This window comes from Kitasatospora sp. NPDC089797, from assembly GCF_040684795.1.
Lineage (GTDB): Bacteria > Actinomycetota > Actinomycetes > Streptomycetales > Streptomycetaceae > Kitasatospora.
This window is the reverse complement of record NZ_JBFBGS010000007.1, coordinates 192,302-213,276: the sequence shown is the minus strand read 5'-3', so window position 1 is coordinate 213,276 and position 20,975 is coordinate 192,302. Positions and strand designations below refer to the sequence as shown.

General features: G+C 74.0%; 17 protein-coding genes. 6 read left to right on the top strand and 11 right to left on the bottom strand.

Annotation, left to right across the window (positions count from 1 at the left end; translation table 11 throughout):
• Both AB0O91_RS08110 and AB0O91_RS08105 read right to left on the bottom strand, forming a co-directional pair.
• A partial coding sequence (locus AB0O91_RS08110; RefSeq protein ID WP_363429140.1) for an amidohydrolase family protein occupies positions 1–446 on the bottom strand: 446 nt, incomplete at its 3' end.
• Positions 447–490: 44 nt separating this feature from the next.
• Positions 491–919 (bottom strand): MerR family transcriptional regulator, encoded by a 429-nt coding sequence (locus AB0O91_RS08105; protein WP_363429138.1) that lies wholly within the window; start codon positions 917–919, stop codon positions 491–493.
• A gap of 119 nt (positions 920–1,038) precedes the next feature.
• Here AB0O91_RS08105 and AB0O91_RS08100 point away from each other — a divergent pair, with 119 nt between their 5' ends.
• On the top strand, positions 1,039–1,701 hold the full coding sequence (locus tag AB0O91_RS08100) for a class II aldolase/adducin family protein (protein WP_363429136.1): 663 nt from the start codon (positions 1,039–1,041) through the stop codon (positions 1,699–1,701).
• Complete coding sequence (locus tag AB0O91_RS08095; protein ID WP_363429134.1) at positions 1,701–2,096, top strand: carboxymuconolactone decarboxylase family protein; 396 nt, start codon at positions 1,701–1,703, stop codon at positions 2,094–2,096. Before AB0O91_RS08100 ends, AB0O91_RS08095 begins: the two co-directional genes overlap by 1 nt.
• 37 nt (positions 2,097–2,133) lie before the next feature.
• Here AB0O91_RS08095 and AB0O91_RS08090 read toward each other — a convergent pair whose 3' ends face one another.
• Complete coding sequence (locus tag AB0O91_RS08090; RefSeq protein WP_363429132.1) at positions 2,134–3,051, bottom strand: LysR substrate-binding domain-containing protein; 918 nt, start codon at positions 3,049–3,051, stop codon at positions 2,134–2,136.
• 140 nt (positions 3,052–3,191) lie between these two features.
• Here AB0O91_RS08090 and AB0O91_RS08085 point away from each other — a divergent pair, with 140 nt between their 5' ends.
• Genes AB0O91_RS08085 through tsaD form a run of 4 tightly spaced genes read left to right on the top strand, consistent with a single transcriptional unit; the run spans position 3,192 to position 7,619 of the window.
• Positions 3,192–3,929 (top strand): acetoacetate decarboxylase, encoded by a 738-nt coding sequence (locus AB0O91_RS08085; RefSeq protein ID WP_363429130.1) that lies wholly within the window; start codon positions 3,192–3,194, stop codon positions 3,927–3,929.
• A gap of 25 nt (positions 3,930–3,954) precedes the next feature.
• On the top strand, positions 3,955–4,938 hold the full coding sequence (locus tag AB0O91_RS08080) for a 3-hydroxyacyl-CoA dehydrogenase NAD-binding domain-containing protein (RefSeq protein ID WP_363429128.1): 984 nt from the start codon (positions 3,955–3,957) through the stop codon (positions 4,936–4,938).
• A 50-nt stretch (positions 4,939–4,988) separates the two neighbouring features.
• Positions 4,989–6,473: a CoA transferase gene (locus AB0O91_RS08075; protein ID WP_363429126.1), complete on the top strand. Its 1,485-nt coding sequence runs from the start codon at positions 4,989–4,991 to the stop codon at positions 6,471–6,473.
• A gap of 51 nt (positions 6,474–6,524) precedes the next feature.
• Positions 6,525–7,619 carry a tRNA (adenosine(37)-N6)-threonylcarbamoyltransferase complex transferase subunit TsaD gene (gene tsaD / locus AB0O91_RS08070; RefSeq protein WP_363429124.1) on the top strand — a complete coding sequence of 365 codons (1,095 nt, stop codon included), beginning with the start codon at positions 6,525–6,527 and terminating at the stop codon, positions 7,617–7,619.
• Between the two features lie 52 nt (positions 7,620–7,671).
• Here the strand turns inward: tsaD and AB0O91_RS08065 are convergent, their stop codons facing one another.
• The 8 genes from AB0O91_RS08065 to ccrA all read right to left on the bottom strand — a co-directional run bounded on the left by AB0O91_RS08065 (position 7,672) and on the right by ccrA (position 20,610).
• Positions 7,672–10,218, bottom strand: a complete 2,547-nt coding sequence (locus AB0O91_RS08065) for a collagenase (protein ID WP_363429122.1) — start codon at positions 10,216–10,218, stop codon at positions 7,672–7,674.
• Between the two features lie 353 nt (positions 10,219–10,571).
• Positions 10,572–12,065 (bottom strand): SDR family oxidoreductase, encoded by a 1,494-nt coding sequence (locus AB0O91_RS08060; protein WP_363429120.1) that lies wholly within the window; start codon positions 12,063–12,065, stop codon positions 10,572–10,574.
• A gap of 283 nt (positions 12,066–12,348) precedes the next feature.
• Positions 12,349–13,434 (bottom strand): LuxR C-terminal-related transcriptional regulator, encoded by a 1,086-nt coding sequence (locus tag AB0O91_RS08055; protein ID WP_363429118.1) that lies wholly within the window; start codon positions 13,432–13,434, stop codon positions 12,349–12,351.
• Between the two features lie 197 nt (positions 13,435–13,631).
• Positions 13,632–14,573: an RICIN domain-containing protein gene (locus AB0O91_RS08050; RefSeq protein ID WP_363429116.1), complete on the bottom strand. Its 942-nt coding sequence runs from the start codon at positions 14,571–14,573 to the stop codon at positions 13,632–13,634.
• Between the two features lie 190 nt (positions 14,574–14,763).
• Positions 14,764–15,834, bottom strand: coding sequence for a beta-ketoacyl-ACP synthase 3 (locus AB0O91_RS08045; protein WP_363429114.1), 1,071 nt, complete (start codon positions 15,832–15,834; stop codon positions 14,764–14,766).
• Positions 15,831–17,669: a fatty acyl-AMP ligase gene (locus tag AB0O91_RS08040; protein WP_363429112.1), complete on the bottom strand. Its 1,839-nt coding sequence runs from the start codon at positions 17,667–17,669 to the stop codon at positions 15,831–15,833. Before AB0O91_RS08040 ends, AB0O91_RS08045 begins: the two co-directional genes overlap by 4 nt.
• Positions 17,670–17,849: 180 nt before the next feature.
• Positions 17,850–19,094, bottom strand: coding sequence for a cytochrome P450 (locus AB0O91_RS08035; RefSeq protein ID WP_363429110.1), 1,245 nt, complete (start codon positions 19,092–19,094; stop codon positions 17,850–17,852).
• A 166-nt stretch (positions 19,095–19,260) separates the two neighbouring features.
• A complete protein-coding gene (ccrA, locus tag AB0O91_RS08030; protein WP_363429160.1) occupies positions 19,261–20,610 on the bottom strand; it encodes a crotonyl-CoA carboxylase/reductase in 1,350 nt (449 codons plus the stop codon).
• Between the last annotated feature and the right edge of the window lie 365 nt (positions 20,611–20,975).

The window sequence follows — 20,975 nt, the reverse complement described above, 5'->3', positions numbered from 1 at the left end:
GCCGGGTCGGGGTTGCGCAGCAGGTCGGGGCGGTGGGCGCCGCAGCGGTTGTGGGAGATGAAGGGGCCCTCGAAGTGGATGCCGGCGAGGACGCCGTCCTCGACGAGTTCGGAGAGGACGGCGGCCTGGCGGGCGACCTCGTCGATCTCGCCGGTGACGGTGGAGGCCATCGTGGTGGTGGTGCCGTGCTCGAGGTGGGTGCGGGCGGCGAGCAGGGCCTCCTCGGCGATGCCGGAGGCGTAGGAGGCGCCGCCGCCGCCGTGCACGTGCAGGTCGACGAAGCCGGGCACGACGGTGTGGCCGGTCAGGTCGAGGTCGCCGGGCTCGGCAGCGCCGCTCGCGATCACGGCGATGCGCTCGCCCTCGACGGCCAGGCGGTCACCCTCGACGACGCCGCCCGGCAGCACCAGCCGGGCACCGGACAGCACGGTACGGGAGGAGATCATGCGCACACCTGCTCACTTCTGCTCGAAGATCCTCATCTTGAGCATTATTGCGCAGGAGGCGTCGATGTCTCCCCCGTTCCGCCCGTCGCGGGCGAGGCCGACCGCCAGCTCTCCATCTGCCGCTGGAAGGTCGGGCAGGCGAGGATGTCCGGCTTGCTGCACTGCACGGCGTGCTCCAGGAACTCCTGGGCGTGCCGGAGGTCGATCGCGCGCTGCTCGACCTCGGCGATCTTGACCCGGATCATCGCCTGGCGGCGCGGCTCGTTCTGCTGGAACTCGCCGATCTCGGCCAGGGTCAGCCCGGCCTGCTGGCACTTGCGCAGCAGGATGATCCGCTCGGCGGCCTCGGGCGGGTAGCGGCGCTGGCCGCCCTGACGCTCGGGTTGCGGCAGCAGGCCGTGGCGCTCCCAGAACCGGATCGCGGACGCGGGCACCCCGGTGAGCTCGGCCAGTCGCCCGATCGTGATGCGCATGTCGGTCCTCCTCACGACGGCGGCGGTTGACTTGAACCTTAGTTCAAGTCGTTGAGTGGGGTCCTGACCGGGACGGCCGCGGACGAGCGGCCGTCGACCGAGCGACAGGAGACACCGCCATGACCGATTCACCCGACACGAGGGGCCCGGCCGACCGGATCGTCGAGGCCGTCCGGCAGTTGTTCGAGGCGGGGGTGATGTCGCACTCCGGGCACGCCAACCTGAGCGCGCGGCTCGACGACGAGCGCTTCCTGCTCACCCCGGGGTTCGTCCGCGGCCTGCGGCCCGAACAGGTCGCCACCGTCGGTCACGACGGGCGGGTGCTGGACGGGGAGTTGCAGTCCTCCAGCGCCGAGATCATCGCCATGCACGGCGTGGTCTACCGGGCCCGGCCCCGGGTGGGCGCGGTGATCCACACCCACTCCCCCGCCGCGACGGCCTTCGCGGTCGCCCACCGGCCGCTGCCCTGCCGCACCGAGCCGCTGCTGCGCTTCGGGCAGGCCGAGCCGGTGCCGGTGGTGGCCTGGGGGCCGCGCGGCTCGGACGTGTCGGTGCGCAGCATCACCGAGGTGCTGCGGGACCATCCGACGACCTCCGCCGTCCTGCTGGCCAACCACGGCCTGATGGTGTTCGGGCCGGACACCGCGGCCGCCGTCCAGCTGGTGACGGCGATCGAGGAGTCCGCCGAGGCCGAGCTCGCCGCGGCGGCGATCGGCGGGGCCGTGGACTTCCCCGCGGGCGCGCTGGCGGCCGTCCGGGCGTCCATGGCGCGGGTCGCGTGATGAGCGACGCCACCTCCGCCCAGCGCCTGGAGGCCCTGCGGGACCGGTTCCGGGTGACCTACCGAGCCGTTCCGCCGGGCGCGGAGCAACGCCTCGCCACCGCCCGGGAGTTCGGACGGCTGGACACCGAGGAGGCGTTCATGGCGCTGCGGCACATCGTGCTGCACGAGAGCCCGCTGGGCGACCGGGTCCAGCAACTGGTCCACTTCGGGCAGCTGTTGGCCCTCGGTCGGGCGGCCCCCGCGCGGCTGCACGCCCGGGGAGCGCTCCAGGCCGGCGCCGGCCTCGCCGAGCTCGTCGCCGTCGCCGAGACCGCCCTGATCACCTCGGGCGCGCCCGGCTACGCCCTCGGCATGGAGATCGTCGCCGAACTCCTCGACCGCGGGGAGGCCTGATCCACCCGACCGTCTCCGGGCCCGGGCTCGGAGACGGTCAGTCGGCGGTGCGACGGGCGATGAGTTCCAGCAGGCGGCGGACCGCCTCGTCCGGGTCGGGGCGGTGCAGGGCGACCACGCCGGTCTCCAGCAGCGGCGAGTCACCGCGGAGCGGGACGTAGGCGATGCCGGGGATCGGGAACTCGCTCAGCCGCTCGGAGAGCAGGGCGACGCACAGGCCGGAGGCGACGTAGCTGAACAGGCCGGTCAGGTCGTCGGCCACCGCGCGGCTGCGCGGGGTGAACCCCGCTTCGTGGCAGGCGAGTCGGATCCCCTGGGCGAGCGCGGGCAGTGCCGTGTCGTCGGGCAGGACGAAGTCCTCGTCGCGCAGCTCGGCGAGGTCGATCGGGCCGGACCCGGCCAGCCGGTGGTCCTGCGGGACGGCCACGGCGATCCGCTCGACGGCGAACTGCCAGCTGACCAGGTCCCCGGACAGGGGCGACGGGTCGCGCAGGAAGCCCAGGTCGAGTTCGCCGGAGCGGACCAGGTCGGCGACGTTGGCCGAGGAGTCCTGGTGCAGGTGGATGCGCAGTCCGGGCAGTTCCTCGGCCGCCGCGCGGAGGAGCCCGGGCAGGTGGTGGTGGCTGAGGATGCTGACGTACCCGAGCCGGACGTCGCCCTCCAGGCCGCCGGCCACCCGCCGGACCCGTTCGACCGCGGCGGACTGGGCGTCCAGCAGCCGCCGGGCGTCCACGGCGAAGACCTCGCCCGCCGGGGTCAGCGTGACTCCGCCCGGTCCGCGTTCCAACAGCCGTACGGCTAGGGCCCGTTCGAGGCGCTGGACGGACTGGCTGAGCGGCGGCTGGCTCATCCCGAGGCGTTCGGCGGCCCGGCCGAAGTGCTTCTCGTCGGCGACCACCAGGAACTGTTCGAGCAGGCGCCGGGTGAGGTTGATATCAGAAGCCCTATGAACCATGACCCGATCATATATTGGACGGACTGGAGTCCACGGGCGTCCAATGGTCCGTGGGCGCTCCGCAGAACGCGGGACGCCCCTCGATCCCCGAGCTCACCAAGCTCGCCGAGACCCCGAGACCCCGAGACCTGGAGGCCACCATGCTCACAGAGGACGTCGCGCGGCTGGTCACCACCCCGCTGGACTCCCCGGCCTACGCGCCCACCCGGTACCGCTTCACCGACCGCGAGTACCTCAACGTCTTCTACCGCACCGACCCCGAGGCGCTGCGCCGGGTCGTCCCCGAGCCACTGACCGTCACCGACCCGATCGTGCGCTTCGAGGTCATGCGGATGCCCGACACCACCGGCCTGGGCAGCTACACCGAGGCCGGACAGCTGATCGCCGTCGAACTCGACGGCGAGGCGGGCGAGTTCAACCTCGCCATGTACGTGGACAGCGTCCCGGCGATCTCCAGCGGGCGCGAGTTCAGCGCCTACCCGAAGAAGGGCGGCTCGCCCGCCCTCTACGTGGACTCCGACACCCTGGTCGGCACGCTGGACTACGGCACGCTGCGGGTGGCCACCGCCACCATGGGCTACAAGCACCACCCGCTGGACCCGGACCGGGCGCTGGCCCAGCTCCGCTCCCCCTCGTTCATGGTCAAGACCGTCCCGCACTACGACGGCACCCCGCGGATCTGCGAGCTGGTCCGCACCCGGATCACCGACGTCACCGTGAAGAGCGCGTTCACCGGCCCGGCCCGGCTGGAGCTGTTCGCCCACGCGCTCGCCCCGCTCGCGGACCTGCCGGTGCTGGAGGTCGTCGGCGCCAGCCACCTGCTCACCGACCTGACCCTCGCCCCGGTCGAGCCGGTCTTCGACTACCTCACCGCCTGACGCCCGCCGAAGGAGCCCTCCGATCATGATCACCACCACCGCACCCGACGAACGAACCCACCGCCCGACCTACCGCCGCGCCGCGATCATCGGCGGCGGCGTGATCGGGGTCTCCTGGGCCGCGCTCCTCCTCGCCCGCGGCCTCGACGTCGTCATCAGCGACCCCCGCCCCGACATCGAGGAGGTGGTCCGGGCCGGACTGGACGGGATCGCCCCCACGCTGGCCGAACTCGGCCTGCCCACCGAGCACCTCACGGACCGGCTGAGCTTCGAGGCCGACCTGGCGAGCGCCGTCGCCGGCGTCGACGTCGTCCAGGAGAACGGCCCCGAGCGGCTCGACCTCAAGCAGCGGATCTGGCGGACCGTCGAACAGGCCGCCCCGGCCCACGCCCTGCTGGCCACCTCCACCTCCAGCATCCCGGCGACCGCGATCGCCGAGGGGATGGCGCACCCGGAGCGACTGGTCGTCGGCCATCCCTTCAACCCGCCGCACCTGGTCCCGCTGGTGGAGGTCGTCCCGGGCGCACGGACCGCGCCCGAGGTGGTCGAGCAGGCCAGGGACTTCTACACCGCGCTGGGCAAGAAGCCGCAGGTGCTGCGCCGGGAGGTCCCCGGCTTCGTCGCCAACCGGCTGCAGGCCGCGCTCTTCCGGGAGTGCGTGCACCTGGTCGCCCAGGGCGTGGTCACCGAACAGGAGCTGGACGAGGTCGTCACCTCCTCCATCGGCCTGCGCTGGGCGGTGGCCGGCCCGTTCCGCACCTTCCACCTCGGCGGCGGCCCCGGCGGCCTGCCCCACTTCATCGAGCACCTGGGACGCGGCATGGAGGCCGGGCTGTGGCCGGCCCTGGGGAACCCGACCTTCGACGACGCCACCGTGGCCCTGCTCACCGAGGAGGCGCGGGAAGCCTTCGGCGGGGGCGAGGATGACGTCGACCGGCTCGCCGCGGCCCGCGACCGCGCCCAGATCGCCCTGATGCGCGCGCTCGGCGGGACGCCGCACGCCGCCTGATCCGCCCACCTCCCGCTGATCCCCCCGACCGAAACGGAGACCACGAGGTCATGTCCCTCACCGAGAAGATCACCCGGGCGATCGCCGCCCCGGCCACCGACGACACCTTCGACGTCCACGCCGAGACCGTCGAGGTGCTCGCCGGCCTCGGGCTGCGGCCGCAGGACACCGGCGGCACGATCACCTTCGAGGGCGCCGACCCGGTGGTGCCCAGCACCCTGCGCCTGGGCGCCGCCTCCGGCATCGCGCTGGTCGCCAAGTCCGCCGCCGTCGCCGCCCTGTGGCGCGACCGCACCGGCCGCGGCCAGTCCGTCCACATGGACCTGCGCAAGGGCCCGCACCGGCTCTGCCCCTTCTACGAGCAGAAGTGGGAACTGCTCAACGGCTACCCCGGCGGCACGCCCTCGATCGTCAACACCGCGCTGACGAACTTCTACCGCTCCGCCGACGGCCGCTGGATGATGCCGTTCAACATCTACCCCAACATCAAGGTCGCCGCCCAGCGGCTGCTCGGCGTCGGAGAGGTCCCGGAACACGTCGAGGCCGCCATCGCGAAGTGGGACGCCCGCGAGCTGGAGGCGGCGGGCGACGAGGCGGGCTGCGTGATGCCGATGGTGCGCACGCCCGCGGAGATCCTGACGGAGCGTCAGTACACCGACGTGCTCGCCGACCTGCCGCTGGTGGAGATCACCCGGATCGGCGACAGCGCCCCCGAACCGCTGCCCGCGAACCCCACCGCCCCGCTGGACGGCGTGCGCGCCCTCGGCATGGGCCACATCATCGCCGGGGCCGGGGCCGGGCGCGCGATGGCCCTGCACGGCGCGGACGTCCTCAACCTCTGGCGCCCGTACGAGCTGGAGCACGACGTCACCTACCTCACCGCCGGCGTCGGCGTCCGCTCGGCGACGGTCAGCCCCTACACCCCCGAGGGCCTGGCGCTGATCCACCGCCTCCAGGCCGGGGCCGACGTCTTCTACGCCAACCGCCGCCCCGGCTTCCTGGAGCGCATCGGCCTGTCCGAGGAGGAGGCCGTCGCCCGCCGCCCCGGGCTGATCCACGCCACGGTGTCGCTGAACGGCCGCACCGGGCCCTGGCGGAACCGCCTCGGCTTCGACCAGACCGCGGGCGCGCTCACCGGACTGCTGCACCTGGAGGGCGACGGCGACCGGCCCGCCCTGCCGCCGATCACCGTGGTCAACGACTACCTGGTCTCCTGGTTCCTGACCGCCGGCATCACCGAGGCGCTGCGCCGCCGGGCCGTGCACGGCGGCAGCTACCGGGTGCACGTCTCGCTCTCCCGGGTCGCCCTGTGGATCCTCTCGATGGGCGTCTTCGACCAGGGGTACGCACGGCGGACCGCCGGCACCGGCGACCTGCACGCCTACCCGGACCCGGAGGTGTTCACCGCCGACACCCCGCTCGGCCGCTACCAGGGCATCACCGACCAGGTGCGGATGTCCGACACCCCGGGCGCCTACCGCCAGATCCTGGTGCCCCGGGGCTCCCAGCGCCCGGAGTGGCTGCCCGGCGCCTGAGCCGGGGCCCCTCGGCCACGGCCTCCTGTTGCCCATAGGATGCAGGTGCAGATGATGAGCAAGAAGGAGCTGTGGCCGATGGTGGCATCGCCGGTGGTGCTGGGGATCGAGTCGTCCTGCGACGAGACCGGGGCGGGCCTGGTGCGCGACGGCGTGCTGCTGGGGCACGCCGTCGCCTCGTCCATGGACGAGCACGCGCGGTTCGGCGGGGTCGTCCCCGAGATCGCGGCCCGGGCCCACGTCCACGCGGTGGCGCCGGTGGTGCAGGAGGCGCTGGACCGGGCCGGGCTCGGCCTCGGCGACATCGGGGCCGTCTCCGTCACCACGGGCCCCGGGCTGTCCGGGGCCCTCCAGGTCGGCGTGGCCGCCGCCAAGGGGTACGCCTTCTCACTGGGCGTCCCGCTGTACGGCGTCCACCACCTCGCCGGGCACGTCGCCGCGGCCACCCTGGACGGCGGGCCGCTGCCCGACCCGTGCATCGTGCTGATCGTCTCCGGCGGGCACACCTCGCTGCTGCTGGTCCGCGACCTCGCCCGCGACCCGATCGTCCACCTCGGCGACACCCTGGACGACGCGGCCGGCGAGTGCTTCGACAAGGTCGCCCGGATCCTCCACCTGCCCTACCCGGGCGGCCCCGCGATCGACCGCGCCGCCCGCGACGGCGACCCGAAGGCGGTCCGGCTGCCGCGGCCCCTCAGCGGGCCGAACGACCCGCCGTACGCCTTCTCCTTCTCCGGCCTGAAGACCGCCGCCGCCCGCTGGGTCGAGGCGCAGCGCGCCGCCGGCGGCGAACCGCACGTGCCGGACGCGGCCGCCGCGCTCCAGGAGGCGATCGCCGACACCCTCACCCGCAAGGCCGTCCGGGCCTGCACCGACCACGGCATCGACACCCTCGTGGTGGTCGGCGGCGTCGCCGCCAACTCGCGCATCCGGGCGCTCACCGAGCAGCGATGCGCGGCCGCCGGGATCACCCTGCGCGTCCCGGCGCTGCGGCTGTGCACCGACAACGGCGCCATGATCGCCGCCATCGGCGACCTGCTGGTGCGCTCCGGCGCCGAGCCCGCCCCGATGAACCTCTCCATCGACCCCTCGGCCCCGCTGGAGTTCGCCGCGCTCACCCCGCTCGCGGCCGCCCGCGCCGCATGACGGACGGCGGCCCGGAGCGGGTGCTCCGGGCCGCCGGCGGGCGGGGTCGGGCTCAGTACCGGGTCGAGATGGTCACGCCGCTGAAGTCGGTCTGGGCGTAGAGGCTGATGTAGCGGTAGCCGGCCGTGGTGTTGGTGACGGTCAGGCTCTGGGTGGTGGTGCCGTTGGTGGTCGAGCCGGTGGTGTAGGCGCTCGGGGTGGCCCAGGTGTCCGGGTTGTAGAGCAGGTACGCGGTGCCCGTGCCGCCGGAGCTGTCGACCTTCAGGGTCGTGGTGCCGGCCGGCAGGTAGAGGTAGTAGTACTTCAGGTTGCCGGCGGTCGCCGCCTGGTCGGTGCGGGAGCAGTTGCGGTCCAGCACGCGGGCGTCGGCGGCGGTGCAGCCGGTGAGGCTGCCGACCGTGACGGACTGGGTGACGGTGTTGGTCCGGCCGTTGCCGTCGGTCACGGTGAGGCTGACGGTGTAGCTGCCGGCCGCGCTGTAGCTGTGCGCGGGGCTCTGGCCGGTGGAGGTGGCGCCGTCACCGAAGTTCCAGGCCCAGGAGGCGATGGAGCCGCCGGGCTCGCTCGACTGGTCGGTGAACTGCACGTTCAGGCCGGACGGGGCGGCGGTGAAGGCGGCGGTCGGGGAGCCGCCCACCACGCAGGCCCCGGCGGCGCAGGCGTCCAGCCAGGTGTTGAACTCGGCGTCGTACGCGGTGCCGATCGAGTTGTAGGTCGCGTAGCCGCCGGTGTAGTCACCGGTGCGGAAGTGGCCCAGCATGTTCTGGATCACGTCCGGGTGCTTCTCGACCATGAAGCGGACCGCCAGGTAGCCCCACGGGTAGGTGCGGGTGGTGTCGCTGTTGTCGTAGGTGTTCTGGAACAGCGTGCTGAGCGCGTAGGTGTGCTTGGGCGCCTCGGCCACCGCGCCGGTGTCGGTGACGTTCCGGTAGGTGTACGAGACGTACTCGGCGACGCCCTCGATCCACCAGACGTCCGGGACGGAGATCTGCTGGCCGAAGTCGCCCTTCATGTCGTACCGGCCGTCGAGGGCGTGGGTGTACTCGTGGTTGAGGTTCCAGATGCCCGCGGTGAAGCCGTCGTTGCCGTTCTGGTAGGTCAGCGAGAGCGGCTGGTTGGTGGGAGAGCTCGGGTCGCCGATCAGCGTGATGCCGCCGTTGTTGGTGCTGACGCCGTAGATGCCGCCCGCGTAGGTCTGGTAGTCCTGCGGGGAGGCGAACACCACCATCTGCAGCGAGTTCTCGTACTGGCCGGCGATCGGGCCGTTGTCCTTGACGAGGTTGTGGACGAACGGGTCCTGGTTCTGCAGGCTGGCGCAGACGGCGGCGAGGTCGGCGGCGGTCAGGCTCTGCGCCAGGATGCTGTGGGTGGAGTCGCAGGTGTGGCTGATCGGCAGCGCCGCGGCCTTGAGCTGATCCGGCAGGTTGCAGACGCCGTAGTCCGCGCAGTTGGCCTTGTCGTAGAAGGCGGCCATGCCGGCCACCCCGACCCAGAGCGGCGCGGTCGGGCCGGTGATCGACGAGCCCGTCAGCAGGCCCTTGACCAGCGGTCGGACGGTGTTCACCAGCGCCGGGTGCTCGAGGAACCGGGCCGTCTCCATACCGGCGTTGGAGTCCAGGAAGGAGTTGGTGCCGCCGAGCAGGTCCTTGTGGTTCAGCGCGAAGGAGTCGAGGGTGTTGATCAGGCTCGGGTCGGCGGTGACGGCCGCGACGTAGTCGGCGTTCTGGTGGCCCCGGAAGATCGGGGTGAAGACGCTGTTCGCGAAGTTCACCATGTACCAGGACGCGTCCCAGGAGCTGTTGTACGCGTTCAGCACACGCTGGTAGGTGCCGAGGAAGTGGGCCTGGAGGTCGGCGCTGTCGCTGAGGACCATCGCCTGGCCGGCGATCTGGCCGTTGCCGTCGTTGACGTCCAGGAAGTGCGGGCTCGCCACCAGGGTGTCGAGGGCGGCCTGCACGGCGGCGGTCAGCGTCGCGTCGTACGGGCCCACGTCGCTCTGGTGGTAGTACTGCACGTAGAAGCCGGCCTGGAGGAAGTAGCCCAGCTGGTAGATGCCGGTCGAGTTGTCGCCGGTGTAGGAGGCGGCGGCGGCCTTCAGGCCGTTGGCCACCGCGAGCATCTGGCTCTGCTGGAACACCCCGTGGGCGTCGCCGCCGGTGAGTTGGAACAGCGAGCTGACGCAGTCGACGCTCACGCCCTGGAGGTAGCTGACCAGGTCGGCGCCGGTCCGGCCGCTGAAGTCGGCGGGGGTGCAGGAGGTGGCGGCCGCACCGGCGGTGGCGCTCCGGGCCGCGAACTTGGCGGGCGCCTTGGCGAGTTCGGGCTTCGGCGCCTGCGGGGCGGCGGACTGCGGGGAACGCGGCGGGAGCAGCGCGGGGGCGAGCCGGCCGACCTGGGTCTGCGCATGGGTGTCGAGGCCGAAGGCGGAACCGGTGGGGGCTATGCCGCCGGGGTGCGCGGAACCCGCGGCCGGGCTCGCCTGCCCGCCGACCTGCGCCGTGGGGGCGGCGAGGCTCGGGGCGGCGGCGAAGCCGGTCAGGGCGGTGGTCGCGGCGGCGAGCACGGCCAGTGCTCGGGGCAGCCGAAGGCGGTGACGCATCGTCACTCCTAGGTGGGGGGTGGGGGATGAGCCTCACGTGCTTGCTGAGGAGGCGTCGCAGGCACGGTGTCATGGACAGCCCGCCGCAATCAATAGGGTGTGACATATCACTTTCGATCGCGGTCGACCCTTCGGCCACGGAGCGAACGGCCCTCAGGACCCCGGCCCAGCCGCCCGGGACGGGGGCGGGAGCACGGTGGTGCGGGTACGTGCGGCCCGCTGGACGAAAGGCCGGGCGGGATCAGGCGCGGGCCGACCGGCGAACGACCGGCCGGGATCAGGCGCGGGCCGACCGGCGAACGACCGGCCGGGATCAGGCGCGGGCCGACCGGCGAACGACCGGCCGGGCGGGGTCAGGGCTCCTGGCGGGCGCGCTCGGTGATGTTGCGGGCCATGCCGCCGAACACCACCGTGTGGAACGGCGCGACGGACCACCAGTAGGCGTGGCCGGCCAGGCCGCGCGGGTGGAAGAGCGCCCGCTGGCGGTAGCACGTGCGGCCCTCCCCCTCGGGTGTGACGGAGAGTTCCAGCCAGGCCAGGCCCGGCAGCCGCATCTCGGCCCGCAGCCGGAGCAGCCGGCCCGGCTGGAGCTCCTCGACCCGCCAGAAGTCGAGGGAGTCGCCGACCCGGAGCCGGGCGGGGTCGCGGCGCCCCCGGCGCAGCCCCACTCCGCCGACCAGCCGGTCGATCCACCCCCGCAGGGCCCAGGCCAGCGGGAAGGAGTACCAGCCGTTGTCACCGCCGATGCCCTCGATCACCCGCCAGACCGCGGCGGGCGACGCCGTCACGGTGCGTTCCTGGACGTCCTGGTACAGGCTGCCGCCGGCCCAGTCGGGGTCGGTGGGCAGCGGGTCGCTGGGGGCGCCGGGCAGCGAGGCGGAGGACCAGCGGGTGGCGACGTCGGCGTCCTTGATCCGGCGCAGGGCGAGGGTCACGGCCCGGTCGAAGCCGGTCAGGCCCTCCGGCGGGTCGGGCACCCAGCGGGCGATGTCGTGCTCGCCGCAGACCACCTCGTGCCGCAGCGACTCCACCAGCGGGCGCGCGATGGAGTTGGGCACCGGCGTCACCAGGCCGACCCAGTGGCTGGAGAGCCGCGGGGTGAGCACCGGCACGGAGACGATGAAGCGCCGCGGCAGTCCGGCGAGCCGGGCGTAGCGGTGCATCATCTCCGCGTAGGTCAGGACGTCGGGACCGCCGATGTCGAAGGTGCGGTTCAGCTCGGACGGCAGCTCGGCGGCGCCGACCAGGTAGCGCAGCACGTCCCGGACGGCGATCGGCTGGATCCGGGTCGCGACCCAGCGCGGGGTGACCATCGCGGGCAGCCGTTCGGTGAGGTGGCGGAGCATCTCGAAGGACGCGCTCCCGGAGCCGATGATCACGGCCGCGCGCAGTTCGGCGGTCGGCACGCCGCCGGCCCGCAGGATCCGGCCCACCTCGGCCCGGGAGCGCAGGTGCGGCGAGAGGTCCGCCTCGGGCACCCCGCCGGGGACGAGACCGCCGAGGTAGACGATCCGGGTGACGCCCGCCGCCGCGGCGGCGGCCGCGAAGGCCTGCGCGGCCGCGCGGTCGGTGGCCTCGAAGGTCGGTCCGGTGCCGAGGGAGTGCACGAGGTAGTAGGCGGCGTCGACGCCGTCGAAGGCACCGCCGAGGGTCTCGGGACGGGTCACGTCCCCGGTGGCGATCTCGACCTCCGCCCGCCACGGGTGGTCCCGCAACCGGCCGGGATCGCGCACCAGGCAGCGGACGGCGTACCCCCGGGCGAGCAACTCGGGCACCAGGCGGCCGCCGATGTACCCGGTCGCGCCCGTCACCAGGCAGCGCTTCGGTCCGGCGCTCCACGCGTGCATGTCGACTCCTCGTCCGAAGGCCGGGCCCACCGGCTCCCGTCCTCGCCCGACGGCCGGGCCCACCGGCTCCCACCGTCGACCGGAGCGGTGCCTTCAGGATCACGCATCCGCTCCGGTGTCGGCGACCGGGCGGTCCGGCCGTTGGCACCGATCGGGACCGATCGGGACCGATCGGGACCGTGCCCCGGCTCCGGCCCCGGCCCCGGCCCCGGCTCCGGCCCCGGCTCCGGCTCCGGCGGACGCTCCGGGCGCGGGCCGGAGGCCTGCCGTCCGGGCCGCCGGGTCAGGTCGGCGGCAGGCCGAGGGCGGGCAGGTGGTCGGCGGTGAGCAGGGCGACGAGTTCGCGGCGGGTGCGGACGCCCGTCTTGTCCAGGATGGCGGTGACGTGCTGCTGGACGGTGGGGACGGTCAGGTGGAGCAGGGCGGCGATGTCCTTGGTGCTGGTGCCGCGCACCGCGTGCAGGGCGACCTGCTGCTCGCGCGGGGACAGGCCGTGGGCGAGGATCGCCAGCGGCAGGCGCTGGAGCGGCGAGGCCGGGGAGGCGATCACGGCGACCTCGCCCGTGCCGCCGTCCAGCGGGGCCGCGTGCACCGCGAGCCACTGGCCGTCCGGGGTGCAGACCCGGACGTCCGGGGCGCCGGCGTCGCGGGCGGCCTGGCGGGCGACGGTCAGGAAGCCGGTGGGCACCCCGCTGGGGTGGGCGACGGGCTCGGCCATCCGCCGGATCAGCTCGCGGGCCCCGGCATCGGCCGAGCGCAGCCGCCCCCGGGCGTCCAGGATCACCACGGCCGGGGCCTGGACGGGCTCGGCGGTCCGGTCGGGCCCGGTCCGGCGCAGGGTGTCCAGCCGGGCCCGGCGCAGGGCGGTGCCGATCGGGGCGGTGAGGCGTTCGGCCAGCCGCAGTCCGGCCGGTTCGTAGCGGCCCCGGCCGCTCTCGCGCATGAACGCGGCGCTGCCCCAACACCCGCCGCCGAGGTCGAAGTTGATCCGCAGCTCGTCGCCGTAGCCGCAGGGGTGGAGCAACTCCCGGTAGCGGATGCTGAGTTCGGGGCGGCCGTCGGTCGCGCGGTCGACCGTCTCGACCCGCCGGCCGAGGGCCCGGATCGCGCTGAAGGCGGTGCTGTCCTCGCCCGACAGCTCCAGCTGGACGGCCTGTTCGAAGTGGGCGGGGTCGAGGCCGTCGGCGACGGTGGAGGTGGGGAAGCCGGTGACCGGGTCGGTGCCGTGCCAGCAGCCCCCGTCGTAGCCGAGCGGCTCCAGCAGCAGCGTGTGCAGCTCGCGGAAGAGGTCGGCCGTCGGTAACCGGGCCGCGGACAACTCTGCGATGGATCCCAGGACTTCACGCTCGATGTCACGTCGTTTGGCCACGGACGGAATCCTACGGTGGCGGCGCGGGCGGGCCAATGGTGCCTCCGGCATCGCGCGTGACGGGGCGGGCGCCGTGGTCGGCACCCGCCCCGTACCCCCGTATCCCCCGTATCCCCCGTATCCCCCGTGCCCCGGTGCCCCCGCTCCCCCGTGCTCAGTGCTCAGTGGTCAGTGGTCAGTGGTTCAGTGGCCGGTGGTCAGTTCCAGGGGTTGGCCTGCTGGTCGTCGATGGCGGTCCAGAACCGGGTGCCGGTGGGCAGGGTGCCGTTCGCCCAGAGGCTCCAGCCCTGTCCGTCGTGGAACTCCGCCATCCGGAACGGTGCGCCGAAGACGGTGGCGCAGAGCTGGTCGGCGGCGGCCCGACTGGCCAGCCGGGTGCCGGTGACGGGAGCCGTCGCCTTCACCTCCCCGCCCGCCCAGCTGTGGTAGCCGTCGGCGGGCACTCCGGCCGGGGCCGGGCGGCCGTCCCGGTTGATGCAGAGCACCGGCAGCTGGGCGGTGCCCTGGGTGTCCCCCTGGTACGGGTTGCTCGTCGCGTCGCCGCCGACGTGCACCACGTTGTCGGCGCGCTGCTCCAGCACCGTCCAGCTCAGGCCCGGGTGGCCGAACAGGGCCCGGTAGGTGCTGCGGTTGATGTTCCACTGCTGGTAGGGCCCGTTGTTGCAGTCGAACATGTAGAGCTTCCAGCCGCCGAAGTTCTTCGCGGTGTTGTCCATGCACTGGGAGTCGGCGACGTTCTGCAGCCGGATCCCGGGCATGTCGGCCCTCGGGGTCTGGCCGGGCGCGGTGTACGGGGTGACCCGCCACCACTGGCTGGTCCGGGCCGCGGCGCAGGTCCCGCCGGTGGGTCGGCCGTCGTAGGAGGTCAGGCAGGAGGTGTGGTCGGCGACGTTGTTGAGCATGTAGACGCCCGGCTGGTTCGGCATGGGGAAGAACGTCCACTGGCCCGGGTTGTTGCCCTCGCCGCAGGGGTGCATGTCCTGGGAGCCCCGGGTCGCGCCGTCGGGGCAGCGGTCGGAGGCCTGGTTGAGCAGGATCGTGGCGGGGGTGTCGGCCGAGGCACCGGCGACGGGCGCGAGCAGCAGGCCGGCCAGGGCGAGCACGACCGCGAGGACGGTGCGCCGGAGGGTGGCACGCAAGGGGACTCCAGACGGGGCGGGTGACGGACGGTGGTGACGGGTCGCTGCGGCGGGGCCTGGTGCCGCGGTGGGGCCGGCCCGCCACCGTCAGCGTGTCAGAGACCGGTCAACCGCCGGTATCCGAGTTCTCTAGGAGTCCGCCCGTCACCTCCCGGGCCCTCACGGCAGCACCCCTCAGGACAGCACCTCCTCAGGGCAGCACCACCACCTGGCCCGCGTACGACAGCCCGGCGCCGAAACCCACCAGCAGGGCGAGGCCGCCCGGTGCCACCGCGCCCTCACTGAGCAGGCGGTCCAGGGCGAGCGGCACCGAGGCGGCCGAGGTGTTCCCCGCGTCGGTCACGTCCCGGGCGACCGCGACGTGCGGGGGCAGGTCCAGCGCATGGGCCGCGGCGTCCACGATCCGGACGTTCGCCTGGTGCGGGACGAACGCGGCCAGCTCCGCCACCCCCACCCCGGCCGCCGCCAGCGCCTCCCGGCCGATCCTCGGGACGGCGGCCACCGCCCAGCGGAACACCGCCGGGCCGTCCATCCGCAGCGTGGGCCAGGCGGGGCGGTCGGCCGGGGGCTCTGCCGGGTGGTCGGCCCGGGGCTCTGCCGGGTGGTCGGCCGACGGCCGGGCCGGGCGCAGCGCAGTCCACGGGGTCGAGTGGGCGATCACGGTCGAGCGCGCGCCGTCCGTGCCCCACACCACCGGGCCGATGCCGGGGGTGTCCGCGGGGCCGACCACCACCGCCCCGGCGCCGTCGCCGAACAGGAACGCGGTGCCCCGGTCGGCCGGGTCGACGAGGTCGCTCATCCGCTCCGAGCCGACCACCACCACGTACCGGCTGTGTCCGGAGCGGACCAACCCGTCGGCCACCGCCAGGGCGTGGCAGAACCCGGCGCAGGCCGCGCCCAGGTCCACCGCGCCCGCCTCCGCCGCACCGATCTGCCGGGCCAGCCGGGGCGCGGCGGGCGGCGACTGCTCCAGGTGCGACATGGTCGCCAGGATCACCGTGTCCACCGACTGCGGCTCCACCCCCGCGTGGGCGAGCGCCTTCAGGGCCGCCGCCGCGGCCATCGCCACCAGGGTCTCGTCCGGCGCGGCGAAGCGGCGGGTGGCGATGCCGGACCGGCGGCGGATCCACTCGTCGCTGGAATCGATGGCCGGCGCCAGCTCGTGGTTGTCCACCACCCGGCTCGGCCGGTACGCGCCGACGCCGAGGATCCTCGCCCCGCCGACCGCAGCGGGCGCCCGCAGCACCCCGGCCGCGGTCACCGCCCGGCCTCCACCCGCTCGCGCGGCGCCGCGGCCCCGGCCGCGCCGAACTCGCCGTCCAGGTAACGGCGTCGGGTCTCCCGGCGCTGCACCTTGCCGCTGGAGGTGCGGGGCAGCGAGCCCCGGCGCACCAGCACGATCTCGTCCGGTTCCAGGCGCTGGCTGTCGTGCACCGCCCGGTGGATCCGCTCGCGCAGCAGCTCGCCGCCCCCGCGCAGGGTCCGGCCGTCCGCCTCGACCACCAGCACCAGGCGCTCCCGGGTGCCGTCCTCGGCGGAGAAGGCGGCGGCGCAGTTGGGGTGCAGGCCGGGGTCGGCGTTCTCGGCGGACAGCTCGATGTCCTGGGGGTAGAAGTTGCGGCCCTGTCGGATCACCACGTCCTTGATCCGGCCGGTGACGAAGAGTTCCCCGCGGTGCCGGAAGCCGAGGTCGCCGGTGCGCAGCCAGCTGCGCCGCTCGGTGCGGTCGGCCCGGCGGGCCCGGAAGGTCTGCTCGGACTCCTCCGGCCGACCGTGGTAGCCGGCCGCGACGCAGGGCCCGCTCACCCAGATCTCGCCGACCTGCCCGTCCGGCCGGGTGACGCGGGTCAGCGGGTCGACGATCCGCACCAGGCTGTCGCCGACCGGGCCGCCGCAGCCGATGCTCGGCACCGCCTCGGCCGGGTCCGGGACGGTGTCCGGGTGCGCCGCCGTGGTCGGTGCTGCAGCGACCGGCACCTCGACGGCCCGGCCCGCCCGCAGCTCCTCGGCGGACAGCCACAGCACGGTCGGCGGCCGGTCCTCCGGACTGCCCGTCGCCTTCAGGGTGTTCTCGGCCAGGCCGTAGCCCGGGCACATCGCCTCCGGACGGAACCCGGCCGGGGCCAGCGCCCCGGTGAAGGCGCTGATCGTCTGCCAGCGCACCGGCTCCGCCCCGTTCGCGGCCACCCGCCAGGAGGAGAGGTCCAGCCCGGGCGGGAGCCCGCCCTCGGACACCGCCCGGGCGCACAGCTCGTAGGCGAAGCTGGGCGCCGCCGCGTGGGTGCCGCGGAAGCGGGAGATCGCCTCCAGCCAGCGCGCTGGGCGGCGGATGAACGCGTCCGGGGTCATCAGGTACGACGGGATGCCCGCCCACAGCGGCAGCACCACGCCGAACAGCATCCCCATGTCGTGGAAGAGCGGGAGCCAGTTGACCACCCGGGCGTCGCCCCGGCACGGCCACAGCCGGTCCGTCTCGTCCACGTTGCTGCCGAAGTTGGCGTGGGTCACCCGCACCCCCTTCGGGGTGCCGGTCGACCCGGAGGTGTACTGCAGCAGGGCGAGCTCCCGGGCGCCGATCGGGCGCGGCTCCCAGGCCGCCGCCGCGCCGGGGGCCCGGCGCTCGGCCGCGGCGGCCAGCGACTCCGGGTCGTGCAGGGTCAGCGCGGCCAGCTCGGGCAGCGTGCCGAAACGCTCCTCCAAGTCCCGCTTCACCTCCGTCGTGGTGAGCACCACGTCCGTCCCGGCGTCGTCGGCGATCCGCCGCAGCCGCTCCAGACCACGCGCCCGCGACGGCACCTGCACCGGGGCCGCCGCCACCCCCGCGAGCATGCAGCCCAGCAGGTCCACCACGAAGCCCGGCCCGGACGGGTGCAGCAGCAGCACGCTGCGCCCGGCCGGCCCGAGCGCGGCCAGCCGCGCGGCCACCTCCCGGGCCCGGACGTCGAGCTGCCGGTAGGTCAGGGTGTCGGCGATCTCCTCACCGTTGCGCAGGAAGGCGTACGCCAGCGCGTCCGGCTGCTCGGCGCTGCGCCGGGCCAGTACCTCGGGAAGGCTCGGCAGCGCGCGCGGCGCGGCACCGGGAACGGAGTCGGTCATGGCGGGGCATCCTCGAAATCGCTGGGGCCCGGTGGGCCGGGACGGTTCTTCGGGTCGGGCAGCGGGCGCCGGACGGACCCTGGGCGGGTGGGAGGGCCCGTACGGATGGGACGGCCCGTGGAGGCGGGACGGCCCGCAGGCGGGACGGCCCGTGGAGGCGGGACGGCCCGTGCGGGTGGGCTAGGCCGCGATCAGCCGGACCGGCAGGTGGGTCAGGCCGTGGAACTGGTACGAGCGCAGCCGCCGGGAGGGCCCGGCCGGCCGGAACTCGGCCACCCGGTCCACCAGCGTGCGGAGCATCAACTCGACCTCCAACAGGGCGAGATGGCGGCCGATGCAGAAGTGCGGACCGCCACCGCCGAAGCCGAGGTGGGGGTTCGGGTCGCGCCCCACGTCGAAGTGGAACGGGTCCTCGAACACCTCCTCGTCCCGGTTGGCCGACGTCAGGTGGGCCACCACCTTGTCCCCCGCCCGGATCAGCCGGCCGCCGACCTCGACGTCCGTCACCGCCGTCCGCCGGAACACCTTGGTCGGGGTCTCCCAGCGGACGACCTCCTCCGCCGCCGTGGTCACGAGGGCCGGGTCCGCCTTCAGCCGCGCCCACTGCTCCGGGTGCGCCATCAGGGCCTGCACCCCGCCCGCGATCGCGTACCGGGTGGTCTCGTTGCCCGCGACCGCGAGCAGCACGAAGAACGCCTGGAACTCGCGCTCGGTCAGCTGGTTGCCGTCGGCGTCGGCACTGACCAGCCGGGAGACGATGTCCCCCGCCGGGCAGTCGCGGCGCTCCGCGCCCAGCACCGCCGCGTACCGCGCCATCTCCTGCGCGGCCGCCCGGGCCCCGACCGCACCGCCCGCATCCGGGTCCGCCTCCCCGGCCACGCCCTGCGACCAGGCGAACAGCCGGTGCCGCTCCTCCCGGGGCACCCCCATCAGCTCCGCGATCACCACGATCGGCAGCTCGGCGGCGACCTGCCGGACGAAGTCGCCGCCACCGCCGCGCAGCGCCCCGTCGACGATCCGTTCGCACTCGGCGGCGATCCGCTCCCGCAGCTGCTCCACCATCCGCGGGGTGAAGCCGCGGTTCACCAGGCTGCGGACCCGCACGTGCTGCGGCGCGTCCTGGTTGATCATCATCATCCGCTGCATCCCGATGGCGACCTCGTCGTACTCCATCGGCTGGGCGCCGGCCAGCTGGGAGGAGAACAGCTCGGGCCGGCGGGCGATCCAGGACACGTCCGCGTGCCGGGTCACCGCCCAGTGGCCGGAGGGCAGTTGGGGGTCGGGCTGCCAGTACACCGGAGCCCGGCTGCGGAGCACGGCGAAGTCGTGGTGGGGCGGGGTGGGCACGTACCGGTCGGGGTCGAAGACGTCGATGCCGGTGGGACCGGTGGGGTCGGTGCCGGTGGGGTCGGCGTGCGGGGTCATCCAGGGCTCCTCGGACGGCGGCGGACGGCGGCGCTGTCGCAGCTGCGCACACAGCGGCGAACGGGGTGGCGCGGTGCGGCTCGGTCGGACGGCGAAGGCCGGCGAGGGTCGGGGGTGCCGGAGGTCGAGGGGCGCAGAGGATCGAGGGTGCCGGAGGCCGGGGGGGTCAGCCGACCAGGGCGGGGCCGCGGTCCTCGGCCAGCGGGCTCAGCCAGTCCTCGCCCAGCCGGGCCCGGGTGGCCGGGTCGGTGACGCCGAGACCGGGCCGGTCGGCCAGGCAGAGCACGCCGACCTTCCCGGTGTGGCTGTTGGTCTGCACCAGCCGGGCCGCCTCGCCGATCTCGTCCAGCGGGTACACCCGGGACACCACCGGGGCCAGCAGGCCGAGCCGGTACAGCCGCATCATCTCGGCGGCCTCGCCCAGGTTCATGCCGTGACTGCCGACGATGCGCTTGAGGTTCATCCAGAAGTAACGGTTGTCGAAGGTGTGCTGGTAGCCGGTGCTGGAGCCGCAGGTCACCACCGTGCCGCCGCGCCGGGCCACGATCACCGAGATGCCGAAGGTCGCCCTTCCGACGTGGTCGAAGACGACGTGCGGGTCCTCGCCGACCTCCTTCCGGATCGCCCGGCCCAGCCGCTTCGCCAACTCCACGGTCTCGTCGGCGGATTCGGGAGCCCGGCCGATGCCGATCTCCTCCCGGTTGACCACCACGTCGCAGCCGAGCCGACGGACCAGCGCCGCCTTGTGCTCCGAGTTCACCACTCCGACCGGGATGCCCCCGGCGTTCTTCACCAACTGCACGGCGAACGCGCCCAGTCCACCGCTGGCGCCCCAGATCAGCACCACGTCGCCCTGCTTGATCCGGGCCCCGCGGTCGCTCACCAGCATCCGGTACGCCGTACCGCCGCACAGCGGGATGCTGGCCGTCTCCTCCCAGGTCAGGTGCGGCGGCTTGGCCACCAGCTGGCTGGCCCGCACCACCGTGTAGTGCGCCAGCCCGCCGAAGTTGGTCTCGTAGCCCCAGGCCTTCTGGTCCGCGCCGAGCATGCCGTCGGCGTGGGTCACCGGGTCCTGGTCGTCCACCACCGCGGTGCTCACCGCGACGTGGTCGCCGACCTTCCAGCGCCGCACGCCGGCGCCGGCCCGGACGACCACCCCCGCCGCGTCGGAGCCGATCACCTGGAACGGCTGGTCGTGCCGCGCGGTGTAGCCGCCCGTCCGGGCGAAGCGCTTCAACGCGTCGAAGGTCGACACCGGCGAGAAGGTCGCCGACCACACCGTGTTGTAGTTGACCGAACTGGCCATCACGGCCACCAGTACCTCGTCCGGCGCCAGCTCCGGCAGCGGCACCTTGCCGACGTGCAGGGAGCGGCGGACGTCCTTGTCCGCAACACCCCGAAACATGGCGACATCCTCCTGTCGCAAATGCGCTGCGGTGTAATCCCGCGGCACCGCGAGACCCGCCAGCTCCTCCGCCGGCGCGCCCCGCAGGACCGCCTCGGCCAGCTCATCCATCTGCATTCCCCTCACCCCGACGAAGCGGTTGTCCGGAACTTCCCCATGGCCGTCCCCGACGCTACGCGACCCCGTTCCGGGACGGGAACCCCTAACGCCCTCCGGCACCCGTACCCGACCGAAGGCGCAGGTGGGAAGGGGTGAAGGGGCGAATCCGGCAGCCGATCACCCCCGGCCGGAGGGAACTCCGGCCCCGACAGTTAGGGGTGGACCGGAAAGCCGGAGAAGCCGGAGACTTCCAGGACGCGCACCGGTCCGGACGGGCACCGGGGAATTCCGCACCGAACTCCTCCGGAGTCCTCCCGGAACGAACTCCGGCGGCGCCGGAAATACCTCCACCGCACCGGATCGCACGGACACCGGGA